Here is a 14,706-nt window from a genome sequence, read left to right as displayed (position 1 = left end):
CAATAAGGGAGTAATTTACGATAACTGTAAGTTACTTGTTAACAAGCAACCCCACCTGATGGGCTTACTTGTTAACGATAAGACTTGTATTATCTTGATGATAGGATTATTTATTGCTGAGCCAAACTGCTTGATATGGAGTCAGCGACAATGTTTGTGTTTGCTCAGTAATTTGCTCCCCGCTTATTAAATCTCGCCACTGCTCGGTACCTATCAAATTTAAGTCTGCAAGAGTGAGAGTTTGCGTCTCATCACTAATGTTATAAACACAAAACATGCTTTGTGAACGGTTAATACTTTGTCGCCAAAAACCAAATAACCCCTCACTTAAATGTAACGTATATTGCGTCGCATTAGGGTGAAATGCGCTTTGCGCCTTACGAATTGCCATTAAGTTTTTCATCGCTTTAAACACAGTACGATGATGGGCATTTTCATTGCTCAATTTTGCTAATAGGTCTGACTCTTGCCAGCGATGACGATTAATAGCTCTATTATGTTGGCTGTTTTCAAAGCGTTCATAGTCATTGGTTGTCCCGAGTAAGCTATGAATATAAAGCCCTGGTATGCCTTCAAGAGCGAACATAATTGCGTGAGCACATAGAAACCGTGCAATGCCCCATTTATCTGGCCCTCGATGCGTTCCTTGCAAAGCATCAAACAACGCAATATTTAACTCGTACGGCGTATTTGTACCATCTGGAGCCGTTCGCAAAGACACCTTGCCACCGTATTTTGCTGTTGTACTGACCATTTCAGCTATTTGGGTTTGATCGAGCAAGCCTTCGACAGGCCGCAGCCCTATGCCATCGTGTGACGCAATAAAATTAAAATAAGCCGTGCCTTGCTGCGCCGGTGGCATACTCATCATCCAGTGTTTTAATGCGGTGCTATTACCACTGAGTAATGTGTGCAATAACAAAGGTGGCAATGAAAAGTTATAAATACAATGTGCTTCGTTGGCATTACCAAAGTACGACAGATTTTCGCGGTTAGGAATGTTGGTTTCGGTGATAATAATCACATTAGGTTCAACATGCTCTATAAGGGTACGAAGTAACCTGATCACTTCATGCGTTTCAGGTAAATTAATACAGCGGGTATTGAGCTTTTTCCATAAAAAAGCCACCGCATCAAGGCGGAATATACGCACACCATTGTCTAAATAATGGCGAATTATAGCGACAAATTCATTTAAAACATCGGGATTAGCAAAATCAAAGTCAACTTGATCGTGGCTAAACGTACACCACACATGCTGCAAACCATCTTTCGTTTCTACTGCTTGTAAAAGTGGCGATGTTCGCGGACGAACAACTTGAATTAACTCATCGGTGGGGTTTGCTGTTTTAAAATACCCCCTGCCCGGCTCTTTGCCTTGAATAAAGTTTTCAAACCACACGCTACGACTAGAACAGTGGTTAATAACTAAATCAGCCATCAGCCTGACATCGGCTGAAATATCGCGGATATGCTGCCAGTTACCGAGCGCTTCATTCACTTGCACATAGTTCATCACCGCAAACCCTTCATCGGAGCTGTAAGGGTAAAATGGCAGAATATGCAATGCGTTAAGTTCTGGTAAGCATTGATTTTTAACAAAGCGATGTAACGTATGCAATGGCGGCTCTTCTGGTTTTGCCACTGCTTCCTCCGTGTTTGCATGGCGAATAATCGAATCACCGTACGCAATTAAAATCATATCTTGTTCGTCCCAACGGTTTTTGTGTGGCGTTGGGTCTCGAACAGGATCATCGCATTGCATGGTGTTAATCAACCTATCAGCGAGTTGTTCTAGGGTTGTATTAAGATCAACTTCGCCGTAGATACACGTTAAATGCTGTATAACTCGTTGTTGGAGTAGCTCTAATGTCACGTGTCTTCTCCGTTAAATATAGTCTTTATTATCAAGCTCTACGGCTTCTTCTAAGCGCGCAAATACATCGGGCATCGCCGATGCAACTCGGTTCCAGCTTGGCACAAAGGGGGCTTCCATTGGATTTTCTAAGAAGTGTTGTCCCGCATTCATTATATTTTGCGCAAACATCTCAACAGCTTTTTCTTCTTGGTGAATATCAAGCGTTAGGCCATTCATTAGCGCATCGTTGTGATACGTTTCGATAAAATCAAGCGCAATGCGATAATAGGTCGCTTTTAGCGAGCGGATTGTCTCAGAGGTAAACGTTACCCCTTGCGTTGCTAGCTTTCTAAACAAAGCTTTAGTGATATCAATCGACATTTTTGACAAGCCAGCAGCTTGATTACCCAACGATAAATCTTGGTGTTTATGGTCGTAATTATCTGCAATATCAACCTGACATAACCGATTATGTGAGTAGTTACGATACATTTCTGATAACACACCAATTTCAAGACCCCAATCACTTGGAATACGAATGTCGTTCAGTACATCACGGCGAAACGAGAATTCACCAGCAAGTGGGTAACGAAACGAGTCCATATATTCAAGATAGTCACTGCTACCTAAAATAGTTTTAAACGAGCGCAGCAGTGGCGTGACCAATAATCGTGACACTCGGCCGTTTATTTTCCCCTCAGCAGTGCGCGGATAAAATCCTTTACAGAACTCATAGTTAAAGCGCGGGTGTGCAACGGGGTAAATAAGTCGAGCCAGTAATGCTCTGTCGTAAGTTAAAATATCACAGTCGTGTAACGCGATAGATTCAACTTTTGCCGTTGCAAGTTTATATCCCATGCAGTACCAAACATTGCGACCTTTACCGAGTTCTCTTGGCGCGACGCCCAATTTTTGCAACTCTTTATCGAGCGCTTGTAAACGCGGACCATCGTTCCAAAGCACCTTGTGGTGTTGGTCAAGCTCAGCAAAAAATTGTAAAGCATGGCGATATTGGCTTTCATCGGCACGGTCTAAACCAATGGTGATTTGTGAAAGGTAAGGTACATGCTTTAGTTCAGCAATGATGTTTTGCAGCGCGGGTCCTTCAAGCTCACTGTATAACGAGGGTAAAATAAGCCCCATAGGCCGTTGCTTTGAAAAGCTAATTAACTCTTTTTCTAGTTCTTCTACTGGTCGATCAGCAATATTGTGTAGCGTAGTTATGATGCCATTTTGATAAAAATCAGCCATGAGATTGCTCCTTTTTTGCTGCTAAATGCGCTTTAATAATGCTTAATGCCGAGACTTCTTGAACCCAGCCCTCAGGGGCGGGTTTATCACTGAGCTGCCACGCTTTTTGTAATATGTGTGCTTGCACTTGACTGCCCGGGTTCTTGATAAGAACGGCGGTATCTGCCGCTTTTAGCATGGCAACATCATTTTGACTGTCGCCCAAAGCAATAACGGTAAAGGGGTTGCGATATGCTTTTTTAAATTGATTTAATAACCACTTTTGCGCTAATCCCTTATTTGTCCCTTTCGTAATATGAATAAAACGACCGCCAACCAACACCTCGTAATCGAGTGACGACATAATGTCTATAAATTGCTGTCGCTGTGTATCACTGCCTGAAAAACAAATAGGATCTGAATATTGACGCTGTAAAGCCAGTTCGCTTTTATCGAGGGGTAAACCAGTAAGTTCAGCAATTTCTTGGGCTGAAAACTGACTAAATAAACGCACACAATGACTAAACTGGCTTGCATGCTGATTAAGGTCATCGTGTAATTTATCGCAGCTTTGTGTGAGAGCATACCGCCAAAACCCGTGATATTCGTCACAACCAATTGGTTTTACTGCAAAGTAGTTTTTGGGAATATACACTGCCGCCCCATTCTCAACAATAAAGGGCTGGTGATGTTCAAGGCCCGCTTGAATATCTATAACCTCAGCAAATGTTTTACTCGTATTAAAAATAACGTTAATACCCGTGTCGTTCAGCTCAGCTAAAAAAGGTTTTATAACGTCACATTCGTAACTATCGTGATCAAGCAAAGTGCCGTCTAAATCGGTAAAAATAAGTGGTTGTGAAATTTTATCTGCCAACAACTGCATTTTTGTAATATCGCGTTGGCTATCAAGTAATAATAAGGCATCAACATCATGTGCGAGCGTCGCTAAGTTTTCACGGGTGATTCGTTCAAAATGAGATATAAAGCGCCTCAGTGTTATTTCATCAAATGTGCCTTTACCTAATCCATTTTTAGCAATTAACTTGTGTTCTTGCTCTAAACGCCATGCATACACATCTTCAAACGATGGTGCTTTTAACATAATGGTGTAATCAGCCATAGCAAATACATTCTGATATTCATTCGCTAAACAGCTGTTCACACAACGCCGCCAAACGCCATCAGCATCCTCGTGTTGTTCTAAGTCATTGATAGGTGTTTGCAGCTGATATGGCTGCTGCGCAGTACTGGCAACGCACCATCCTTCAAAAAATATGATATCGACCGGCTTTTGGTTAGTTGGCCAGTGTTCTTTTGCGACAGGGTCATCAGTGAGCTTGTCGAATTGTGGTAAAGGCACATTCTTTTTGCCAGCCATTAACGCCGATAAGGTTTGTTCCATTAACTTTATATCGTGAGTACCGGGGACCCCTCTCGTTGCAAAGAGTGGGTGTACGTCTTCGGCCAACTCGGCTCGTGCTGCATGACTAAGATAAAAGTCATCAATAGACAAGGAAACACTATTAAACTCTGTATTGCTGTTGACCCACGTCACAAGAAAATCAGCAAGGGTTGTTTTACCAGAGCCCTGACAGCCATTAATCGCCACCAGCATCGGCTGCCCAGCCATTTTTGCGCTTAACACATCGTGCGCGAGGGGTATAAAGAATTGTTCACTTAAATATTGATATTTAAGTGGTAACTGATGTTTCGCTAAAAACGGGGTTATATCCACAACATTTGCCTCTTGCATAATCGCTCCTACCAGTATGACATAGAGATAAATGCAGTTAGTAGACCAGTTTTATAATTCCTTACTTTTTATGAGGTTACAAAAAAAGCGCATATTAAATGCGCTTTTTTGGTGCAAATTCACATCATTTTTTACATGCTATTGCTCAGTCTGCACTGCTTTGGGGAGCACGGCATTTAAAATAATACCGAGAATGGCACATAAGCTTACACCTTGTAGGCTAAACTCATTACCACCAATATGCATACCACCAATACCAAACACTAATATAAGTGCGATAATCGTTAGGTTGCGTGGGGCTGTCAGATCTTCTCCCGATTTAACCAAGGTATTCAAACCAACTACCGCAATAGAGCCAAACAGCAAGATCATAATACCGCCCATCACTGGCACAGGAATGGTCTGCAAACCCGCGCCCATTTTTGCTACAAAGGCCAGCACAATAGCAATAATCGCTGTCCACAACATCACACGCGGATTAAAGTTTCGTGTCAGCATCACTGCCCCTGTCACTTCAGAGTAAGTGGTATTCGGTGGTCCACCGAAAATGGATGCCGCAGACGTTGCCAAACCATCACCTAATAAGGTGCGGTGTAACCCCTAATGCAGATCAGTTAAGGAAAAACCAATAAAATAAAGGGTTACAGCGATGATTTATAAAAATCTTACTGTAGCCCTTTTGCTATATGGTCTTTAGCTAATTTTATCCCCACCTGCTTTAAGCAGCTTTAACTGAATAATATTCACATATTTATTCAAAAAACTGCTTAACTGACTGGCATTACGGTGTAACCCCGGTTTTTTTAAGTAATCTTTACCCGTTACTTGGCTAATAGCCATCATGTCGCCAATGTGTTCTATTGCTGGCGCAATAGCAACTGGCACCATAAACAAAATAGCTTGCCATTTAAACTCTGGATACGTGAACGCAGGCACAGCAAACCAATTGGCTTCTATTACTGCATTAAACTGCACAATACCAATGTATAAAGACGCAACATAACCGGCAACAACCCCAGCCAGAATAGGAATAAGCTTAAAAACACCTTTGCCCCACACAGCAAAAATAAGTGTGACGAGCAAAGATAAACCCGACACCCAAATAGCTTGCTCGTAAGGCACTAACTGCGCACTGCCATCACCAGCCTTGCCCATGGCCATGTTTACAGCCACAGGCGCAAGTGCTAACCCTATCACCATGATGACAGGACCAACCACCACTGGCGGCAACACTTTTTCTAAGGCGCTAACACCTTTAAACTTAACAACTAAGCTTAAAATTAAATAGCAGAACCCTGCTACCATCAAGCCACCCATTGTGGCTGGAATACCCCACATTTGCACTGAAGCGATAATAGGAGCAATAAACGCAAATGACGAAGCTAAAAAAATGGGAACTTGGCCTTTAGTCACAAAATGGAACAACAAAGTGCCTAAGCCTGCGGTGAATAGCGCAACATTAGGGTCAAGCCCCGTCAGTAAAGGGACAAGTACCAACGCGCCAAATGCGACAAATAGCATTTGCGCCCCCGTTAAAATAGTTTTTAACGAAAATGTTTGATGATTTTCCACGCTATTTACCTAAACTGTGCCAAAAATTTTGTCGCCGGCATCTCCTAAGCCTGGAATGATATATCCTTTTTCATTTAAGTGACTGTCTAATGAAGCCGTAAAGATTTCAACATCTGGGTGAGCTGCCAATGTTTTCTCAACACCTTCGGGTGCTGCAACGAGAACAATGACTTTAATATCTTTACAACCTGCTTTTTTAAGCATATCGATAGTGGCAATCATTGAACCACCTGTCGCAAGCATTGGATCAATTACGAGACTTAAACGCTCATCAATCTTGCCAACTAATTTTTCAAAGTACGGAACGGGTTCTAAGGTTTCTTCGTTGCGTTGCAAGCCAACAACACTCACTTTTGCAGCAGGTAATAACTGCATAACACCATCCATCATACCAAGCCCAGCACGCAAAATAGGCACAACTGTAATTTTTTTACCTTTGATATGCTCAACCTCTAAGGGAGAGCCATCCCACCCTGTGATTTGCACATTTTCTAGTGGTAAATTTTTAGTCGCTTCGTAGGTAAGCAGGGTCCCCACTTCAGACGCTAATTCACGAAAACTTTTAGTACTAATACCTTCTGCGCGCATAAGGCCAAGTTTGTGTTGAACTAACGGGTGAGTAATTACATGGATAGACATAAGTAGAACCTAAAAGAAATAAATTACGCCTATTTTAGCGCATAATAGACAACTCGACTGCAAAAAATCCCCCTTCATTGCATTAATTTCTTTAACTGGTCTAATATTAAACAGTAGGCAGGGTCTATTAAGCGCTTTGCAACAACATCGGCTACTTCCGCTTAACAATTCATTTAATAAAATTGGGCATCAGAATGGCATGAAACTTTACGCAACGATTCTTTTATTATGTATTTATGCTGTGCCGGTTAATTCTGAGCCATTGCATGTAAAAATAATGACTGACTTTATTCCACAAGCAGACGGCAGTCCCGAGAATGAGGCAACTGAATTCGTGTTAGCGGCGGCCACTGAGTTGGGCAATAAAATCAGCTTACAGTTTGTACCTGGCAGCCAATTACAAGACTGGAAACAACTTAGTCAACTTCCCGATGTCTGTTTACTCAACAAGCTTAAAACACCTGAACGAGAAGCGAGTGCTATTTTTACTCGGTATCCTCTGATGGCCTTTCCCGAAAACAAACTGATTGTATTCAACAAACCAACCTTACCCAACTCGATTTCATTAACCGATGCCGTAAATTATTATGACCTCACCATTGGCGTGACGAGTCGGCGGTCTTACTCTGCTAAAATCGATGATTTTATAAAACGACACGAAGAACATTTTTTTAAAGTAGATGGGGCTGCCAATGCAATTCAGCTTGGCTACATGCTTTTTGAAAATAAAATTGACGCTATTTTTGAATATAAATCAATGTTCATTCACCGTTATCAACGCGCACATGGTATTGATAAAATCCGTTACTTAACGATTGAACCCTCTGAGCCTGCTGCATTTGGTTACATAGCCTGTTCGCCCTCGCCGCAAGGTAAACAGGCCATTGCATTATTTGAACACGCATTGCAAACAGAGAAAATAAAGACTCTCATTAGTACAAGGCTCATGGAATTATTTCCTGCACCCGACAATACGTTGATTGTTGATGCTTTTAATGCTGCCTATAAAAATTAAGACATTAAAATTTGTTCCATTACCCAGCTGGTGTGTAAAGCGGTTACACCGGTTGAGGGATGAGGCGCGCCCAAATCAAAAAATTGAGCCATATTTTCTACATGAAATTGCTGTATATGAGTTGGGTTTTCAATAGATAGTTGGCGTATACCCTGTGCGTTGTTGAGCTCGATAGGTTTTTCGTCAAACACACTAAAACATATTTCACCCTCACTGCCATAAATAATAACGTCGTCAAAGCGGTTCGCACACGCAAAGTTCCAGCTGCCAGAGCCCGTAATACCCGATTTATGATGCCAGTGCGCGGTAATAGCATCGAAAGCGGAATAAAGCCCTTGTTGATTAGCACAAAAACCGTGTACTTTTTCAAAATCACCTAATAAATACGCTAACAAATCAAGACCATGGCTTGCTAAGTCATCAAAGTAACCGCCACGTGCAATCTGTTTATCAGTTCGCCAGTTATATTCTCTAGATAAGTCCAAAGCACTTGCTGGTTTGCTCAAATGCCAACTTACATGACGCACTTTACCAATTGCGCCACTTTCAATAAGCGATTTCACTTTATTAAAACGTGGCAACGAACGACGATAATAAGCAACAAATAAAGGCTGTTTTGCCTCTTTGAATGCTTCAACAATGGCTAAACTGTCTTCATAGCTAGGCGCTAAGGGTTTTTCAATACAACAGGGTTTGCCAGCCGCCGCCACTTCAAGTGCAAACGTTTTATGGCTGTCGGGCGGCGTAGCAATGTATACGGCATCAACCTGTGCATCGTTTATTAACTCACTGGGGCTTGCAAACACCTTGGGCACATGATGACGCTGTGCATAGTCGCGAGCTTTGTTTAAATCTCGACGCGTCACGCCCACCAGCTCAATGCCATCGGTTTGTTGATACGCGGGACCACTTTTAACTTCGGTTACTGCGCCACACCCAATTATGGCAAAACGAATTGGCTTATTCATTACATTCCTTTTTTAGTGAGATAATAGTTAAACTGACTTTGCATATAGCGATTAATTTTTAAATGCTCAGGACTCCACCCAGCTAAAAAGCGGTAAAAATCAGCCCAAGCATATGCCCAGAGTTCATCCCAGCTAGCAATCACATCTGCCGCACTGATATTCGGTTTATAACATTTTAGAGCTAAGGCAAGTTCATCGTAATACTGGTCTAAATATGCACTGGCATCAGCATGGAGCGCCTTATCACTTAAGCAACTCCCTAAAAAGTACATAACATCAATAATACCGACACCCTTTCCAACGTATTGAAAGTCATAGCCATATACACAATTAGTGTGTGGCTTTATGGCAAAATTAGCAAGTTTCGCATCGCCATGTATGAGCGTTTGATATACACACTGCTTAAGTGCTGTATCGATATTTTCTGCTTCAACTTTTAGGCTTGAATGCGTCATTCGCGCATACTCATCTGGACGAGTCGCTAAGTGCCAATAGCTACCTTGCGGCCAAAGCCCCTCAGTAGTGCTACTTAAATTAACAGCATGAAAATGTGCTAACCATCTAAGAATCGCATCAATATGAGCAGAGCTTGCTTGGGCTTGTTGATAACCACACGCGGTAAAATCAGCAAATAAGAGTGCTTGCTGATTATTTTCTTGCACCGCGTTTAAGCAGGGAATAGCTGCAGCCTCAAGCGGTAACTGCCCACTAAACTGCTGATACCAATTAAATTCGACTAAATATGATTGCCGCTTTCTTGCTAATGCAAACTCACTTTGCGTGATCCGACTATGATTAATTTGCTTAGGGACTTCTATGGCTTTTATGACACATGCCTCACCGTTAAGTTTACAGCGAATAATTTCGCCGCAATCACTCCATACAGAGGCTGCTTGCTCTATGTCTTTAATATCAGGAAAGTGCTTTTTAACAAATTGCCTTACGTTCATACAGTCATGTTTTAACGAAAAATCTATGGGCAATGGTAGGTGATATCCCTTTCGTGCACAATATTACATCCCTAAGCTGAACTTTTTAGACTGATCACACTCATTAAAAAATAAGCGTATTTGACCTGAAAAACTCAGAATTATAACCACGCATTTGATATGTTTTTAACCCATATTTTTCTACCATAAGTCATCAAGCAAAAAGCGAGGGCCGGCTTATGAATCTCCAGCACTAACATGATTGTTATCGTCATTATCTTAGAAAACTTGTTTACCTTTAGTGACTTCTATTGTTTCTTTTTGTGGAACACGATCGGTTGGGTTAGTTCCGGATAGCGGATTGTACGCAATATAGGAACGCGGATTAACTCTCTGTGAGCCTTCATCTACAAAAGAATCAACGCCCAAGGTTATAATCGTACACCCGACCGTTCATATGGATAGTGCAGCTTTACGAACCTTTAAGAGTGGAAAACATCTGACCTTTAATGTACTTAAGAGATTTATAGTAACGAGGCTAAAAATTTTGTAAATGGTACAATATCTTCACCAACGCTAGCAGCTTCTAATACTTGCATATATTCGTCTCGTCGCTCCATAGGTACAACAGTCCATGGGTAACCGCCAGAGGCCATCATTAAATTCATAATGAACCTGCCCATTCTGCCGTTACCATCAAAGTAAGGGTGGATGTAAACGAAAATGAAGTGCCCCATTACAACTCTGACTGCTGCATTACCCTCCTCTGCGAGTAAATCGAAAAATGTCGGCATCATGTCGCGTACCGCATCTCGATTAGGGGGAGTATGCATAGACTGGCGAATATAAACAGGCCCTGATCGGTAACCAGCTAAGTCCGATTGTTTAATAATACCGGCCGCAACACTTGGGCCAAATAAGGCAAGGTACCAATCACTGTGCGTCTGTTCCAATACATCACCAGAGTTCTTACCTTCTAATACTGCTAAAACGGCTTTTTTAACTTCTTGGAACGCATCCCAGTAATCTTTAGCAGCCATGGTATCTAGGTGCTTTTTACTCTCGTCTGAACCATCAATTTGCCAGTTACCTGAACGAACAAGTTCAATTAGTTCACGAGTCACTCGATAGCCTTCAATAGACAGTGAGTGGTAGGCGTCGGTAACGTACTTGTCTTCTACTTCTGCCATGTAGGTTTCGATGTCGATGGTTTGGTGTGGTTGTTCAGGGAAGTGCGCAATAACACTTTCACGCATTTGCGCCCACATTAACCGCATGCGATTAACATAGGGCGATACATCACGACGACCAAAACTCACCTGTAAATTCTCGGCGAATGGGTCTTCTTCTTGCACTTTCAAATCGGCTGCCTGCATGCCTTTTAAGATATTGTCAGCAATTAGGTCGCGGCCAATATTTCTAAAAGCCCCCACTAATCTGCCTGCAATCACGCTGTGATTACCGGCAAGTAAAACAGACAATACGTCTGATGCATCTGTCACCATTGATAAGGCTGTACGCATTAAGATGGGCGCATTTTTAAATTGGTTAGCCGAGCAATTAACCAGTGCTGAAGCCAAGCTGTATACATTTAGTCCTGCTACGTTTTTAATATACTCAACATCAGGTAAATTTAACCTAACATCGAAAATAGAGGTATTGTGTAAAAAAGCGGTGGGTTTATTGTTGCCTTTGGGGGAGCGAACGAGCAATTGCTGAGGCACGGTTCTATCGCCGATATGTAGGCTGATCGACTGCTCAGGTGACAGACACCAGGCATTATCGAAACGTTCCGATAAATATGCACCGCAAAAATCCCAGAAAGAAGTATACCAAGATGTACTGTCGCCCGGCTTTTCATCTGGCATAGCCGGTATGTACCAGCCTCGAATAACTTCACGAATAAACCCATGCTTCAAGAGCCGCTCTCGATGCACTCGACTAAGTTGCTTTGACTGAATGGCTACAACTCCTGACTCCTGAAGCTGTTGTAATTGCTCAAGCGAAGCTGCCAGTTTTTGTGATATGTCATTCATGTTCGCTCCAACCATTACTTACGATACTTACCCGTTATTAACTTCATCGCTAGGTTTTAGAGTTATATCATTTATAGGTTTTAATGATATATCATTTATAGGTTTTAATGATATATCATTTATAGGTTTTAATGTTTCTAGGTAAAGCTAGTAATGAAGATAAACACAACACATCACGGGTTGAGGTCTTTTTTCCACAATCGTACTTACTTAAGAGTGATGCAACTGAAAATATTCATCGAATTCAAAGTATATCTGCTTGGGGTTCATAATGCAGGTCTGTTGTATATTTTGTACCATGGCTATGTTGAGTTATTCCATTCGCTTAATTACGGTCTATTTTTAGGCAATAAAAAACCCGTGTTAAACACGGGTTTTTAAAGATAAAGTCCTAAAACTGCTGAGGACTTGCATTGTTGAATGACTTACTCGTTTACCACACTTTTAAGTGGGTTAACTGGCTTTGCATTATCGTCTAGCAAGTTCATATCAAAATCGAACTCGTCAACGCGAATAGCTTTTTCGCGTTTCTTGTTGTAATCGATTAATTGCGCATATTCTTGCTCATTAATCACGTTAGCAACAAGTGCGTTATCAAGTGTTTCTGCAAAACGAACGCCCGGTTTAATTGTTTTAGCACGCAATGCTTTCTTCACTTTTGCAAGTAGTTCAAGACACGCCATTTTCGCTTTGTAAGCCTGCTCGTTGATGTAATGACCATCACCTTCAATTGGCGTTACTAAGTGCGTGATTTGTGCCTTAAACGCAGTATCCATTTGTGCTTGTGTTGCTAGCTCACGAATTAGATCATCGCTAATTTTCGGCATTTTCATCGAATAATTCATGGTGATGAAACGCATGAACTTACGCGTACCACTTGCAGGGAAGTTATCTAAGAACTTGTGCAGTGCTTCTTCAGCACTTTGCAGTGCAAAGCGTGTTGCATAGTGGAAATACGGCGCAGCTTGCTCGCGTTCACTGCTTGCTACTTTTTGCTCGTAGTACTTAATTGATGCCATGGCAGCGTATAAGAAGCTCATTACATCACCTAAGCGTGCAGATAGCATTTCTGCTTGTTTAAGCTTGCCACCTAACACAAGTAACGAGAAATCAGCATAAACAGCTAACTTAGCCGACAGCTTTTGTGCCGCTTTTTCGTAATCGCGAACTTCTGGTAACGACGACTTAGCACCTGCTGTAAATGGTAATACACCTAAGCGGAATGCACGTAAGCTGTTCGCGACACTGTAGCCCACTGTTTTACGTAAAATACGGTTAAATTCTTTATCTGCGTTTTTGTCTTCACTATGAATAGACTCAACCATAGATTGCAGATATGGGTGACAACGCATTACACCTTGTCCAAAAATCATAAGGTTACGAGTAAGAATGTTCGCACCTTCAACCGTAATAGCAATCGGTTGAGCAACATAGCCACTGGCTAAAGTATTTTGCGGACCATTTTGAATCGCTTTACCAGCTTGAATGTCCATTGCTGAATCGAGCACATCACGGCCAATTTCAGTCATGTGGTACTTTGCAATTGCAGTCACAACCGATGGTTTTAAGCCCATGCCTAAACCTTCGGTTGTTAGTACGCGCATAGCTTCTTGTAGGTATGTTTTACCTGCAATATCAGCCAGTTTCTCTTGGATACCTTCAAATTGACCAATCGCTAAACCAAACTGTTCACGAACAGCAGCGTATTCAGAAGCCCCTTTAAATGCCACTTGTGACGAGCTAACACCTAGCGCTGGAAGCGAAATACCACGGCCAGCACCTAAACAGCTCACCAGCATCTGCCAACCACGACCAATATTCTTTTGACCACCAATGATGAAATCCATTGGCACGAATACTTTTTCGCCACGAGTAGTCCCGTTATAAAAACGGATGCCCATTGGGTCATGACGATTACCAAGTTCAACACCTGGGTGATCTTTAGGAATAAGCGCACAGGTAATACCTAGGTTTTCTTTGCCACCTAGTAAACCATCAGGGTCAACAACTTTAAACGCTAAGCCTAATACAGTCGCAATGGGTGCAAGCGTAATGTAACGTTTGTCCCATGTGATCTCTAAGCCTAAAACTTCTTCACCATTAAATTGACCACGTTTAACAACACCAATATCTGGAATGCCACCGGCATCAGAACCCGCTTCAGGGCTCGTTAACGCAAAGCATGGAATGTCACGACCATTCGCAAGGCGAGGTAAGTAATGATCTTGTTGCTCTTTAGTACCAAAGTGCAGTAATAGCTCACCTGGGCCTAATGAATTAGGCACCATAACCGTTACCGCGACCGCAGAACTCTTCGTTGCAATCGTGCCAACAATTGTTGAGTTTGCATAAGGGCTGAACTCTAAACCACCGAATGACTTAGGAATAATAAGCGAGAAAAAACGCTCTTTTTTCAAGAAATCAAGAATGTAATCAGGAAGATGAACGCCATTTTGGATTTCAGAATCATCAATCATCGATAATAATTCTTTAACAGGGCCATCTAAAAACGCTTGCTCTTCGGCGCTCAGCTTTGCAGCGGGTACATCACGAAGTGCATCGAAGTCAGGTTTACCTTGGTAGATTGAACCTTCTAACCAAACATCACCTGCATCTAACGCTTCTTGTTCTGTAATTGAAATACTAGGTAATACTTTTTTTAATTTTGTACGTAAGCTCATAATAAACTCATCCGACCAGACA

Annotated in this window: 9 protein-coding genes and 2 pseudogenes; 1 reads left to right on the top strand and 10 read right to left on the bottom strand. The window is 41.9% G+C overall.

Translation table 11 applies throughout. From position 1 onward, the window contains the following. Window positions 1-106: 106 nt before the first annotated feature. The 6 genes and pseudogenes from BM378_RS05125 to upp form a co-directional block, all read right to left on the bottom strand. Window positions 107-1,876, bottom strand: a complete 1,770-nt coding sequence (locus tag BM378_RS05125; protein ID WP_074988753.1) for a sugar phosphorylase — start codon at window positions 1,874-1,876, stop codon at window positions 107-109. A gap of 12 nt (window positions 1,877-1,888) precedes the next feature. Further along, window positions 1,889-3,109, bottom strand: coding sequence for a glycosyltransferase family protein (locus BM378_RS05120; protein WP_036972141.1), 1,221 nt, complete (start codon window positions 3,107-3,109; stop codon window positions 1,889-1,891). Beyond that, window positions 3,102-4,844 (bottom strand): HAD-IIB family hydrolase, encoded by a 1,743-nt coding sequence (locus tag BM378_RS05115; RefSeq protein WP_065979005.1) that lies wholly within the window; start codon window positions 4,842-4,844, stop codon window positions 3,102-3,104. The genes BM378_RS05120 and BM378_RS05115 overlap by 8 nt, the downstream gene beginning before the upstream one ends. 138 nt (window positions 4,845-4,982) lie before the next feature. Continuing rightward, window positions 4,983-5,444 (bottom strand): annotated as a pseudogene (locus BM378_RS05110) (solute carrier family 23 protein); the annotation flags it as partial. Between the two features lie 195 nt (window positions 5,445-5,639). After that, a pseudogene (locus tag BM378_RS05105) lies at window positions 5,640-6,416 on the bottom strand (uracil-xanthine permease family protein); the annotation flags it as partial. A gap of 9 nt (window positions 6,417-6,425) precedes the next feature. Further along, window positions 6,426-7,055: a uracil phosphoribosyltransferase gene (upp, locus tag BM378_RS05100; protein ID WP_036972148.1), complete on the bottom strand. Its 630-nt coding sequence runs from the start codon at window positions 7,053-7,055 to the stop codon at window positions 6,426-6,428. A 199-nt stretch (window positions 7,056-7,254) separates the two neighbouring features. Here upp and BM378_RS05095 point away from each other — a divergent pair, with 199 nt between their 5' ends. Continuing rightward, the gene (locus BM378_RS05095; RefSeq protein WP_065979003.1) at window positions 7,255-8,070 is read left to right on the top strand and encodes a hypothetical protein; all 816 of its coding nucleotides are present in this window, start codon (window positions 7,255-7,257) and stop codon (window positions 8,068-8,070) included. Here BM378_RS05095 and BM378_RS05090 read toward each other — a convergent pair. The 4 genes from BM378_RS05090 to BM378_RS05075 all read right to left on the bottom strand — a co-directional run bounded on the left by BM378_RS05090 (window position 8,067) and on the right by BM378_RS05075 (window position 14,684). Then, window positions 8,067-9,038, bottom strand: coding sequence for a Gfo/Idh/MocA family protein (locus BM378_RS05090; RefSeq protein ID WP_074988752.1), 972 nt, complete (start codon window positions 9,036-9,038; stop codon window positions 8,067-8,069). The two genes, BM378_RS05095 and BM378_RS05090, sit on opposite strands and share 4 nt — an antisense overlap. Continuing rightward, window positions 9,038-9,988 carry a phosphotransferase gene (locus BM378_RS05085; RefSeq protein WP_074988751.1) on the bottom strand — a complete coding sequence of 317 codons (951 nt, stop codon included), beginning with the start codon at window positions 9,986-9,988 and terminating at the stop codon, window positions 9,038-9,040. Before BM378_RS05085 ends, BM378_RS05090 begins: the two co-directional genes overlap by 1 nt. Window positions 9,989-10,491: 503 nt before the next feature. Then, window positions 10,492-12,003 (bottom strand): Fic family protein, encoded by a 1,512-nt coding sequence (locus tag BM378_RS05080; RefSeq protein ID WP_074988750.1) that lies wholly within the window; start codon window positions 12,001-12,003, stop codon window positions 10,492-10,494. Window positions 12,004-12,428: 425 nt separating this feature from the next. Continuing rightward, the gene (locus tag BM378_RS05075; protein WP_036972165.1) at window positions 12,429-14,684 is read right to left on the bottom strand and encodes an acyl-CoA dehydrogenase; all 2,256 of its coding nucleotides are present in this window, start codon (window positions 14,682-14,684) and stop codon (window positions 12,429-12,431) included. Window positions 14,685-14,706: the final 22 nt, after the last annotated feature.

This window comes from Pseudoalteromonas lipolytica, assembly GCF_900116435.1.
In the GTDB taxonomy this organism is placed as follows: Bacteria; Pseudomonadota; Gammaproteobacteria; order Enterobacterales; family Alteromonadaceae; genus Pseudoalteromonas; species Pseudoalteromonas lipolytica.
Note: the sequence above shows the minus strand (reverse complement) of the source record. Positions and strands in the feature narration are given on the sequence as shown.

What these genes read in the sequence shown, in the direction of transcription:
- BM378_RS05075 (WP_036972165.1), bottom strand. Translation starts at nt 14,684, where the DNA reads ATGAGCTTACGTACAAAATTAAAAAAAGTATTACCTAGTATTTCAATT.
- BM378_RS05080 (WP_074988750.1), bottom strand. Translation starts at nt 12,003, where the DNA reads ATGAATGACATATCACAAAAACTGGCAGCTTCGCTTGAGCAATTACAA.
- BM378_RS05120 (WP_036972141.1), bottom strand. Translation starts at nt 3,109, where the DNA reads ATGGCTGATTTTTATCAAAATGGCATCATAACTACGCTACACAATATT.
- BM378_RS05085 (WP_074988751.1), bottom strand. Translation starts at nt 9,988, where the DNA reads ATGAACGTAAGGCAATTTGTTAAAAAGCACTTTCCTGATATTAAAGAC.
- BM378_RS05090 (WP_074988752.1), bottom strand. Translation starts at nt 9,038, where the DNA reads ATGAATAAGCCAATTCGTTTTGCCATAATTGGGTGTGGCGCAGTAACC.
- BM378_RS05115 (WP_065979005.1), bottom strand. Translation starts at nt 4,844, where the DNA reads ATGCAAGAGGCAAATGTTGTGGATATAACCCCGTTTTTAGCGAAACAT.
- BM378_RS05095 (WP_065979003.1), top strand. Translation starts at nt 7,255, where the DNA reads ATGAAACTTTACGCAACGATTCTTTTATTATGTATTTATGCTGTGCCG.
- upp (WP_036972148.1), bottom strand. Translation starts at nt 7,055, where the DNA reads ATGTCTATCCATGTAATTACTCACCCGTTAGTTCAACACAAACTTGGC.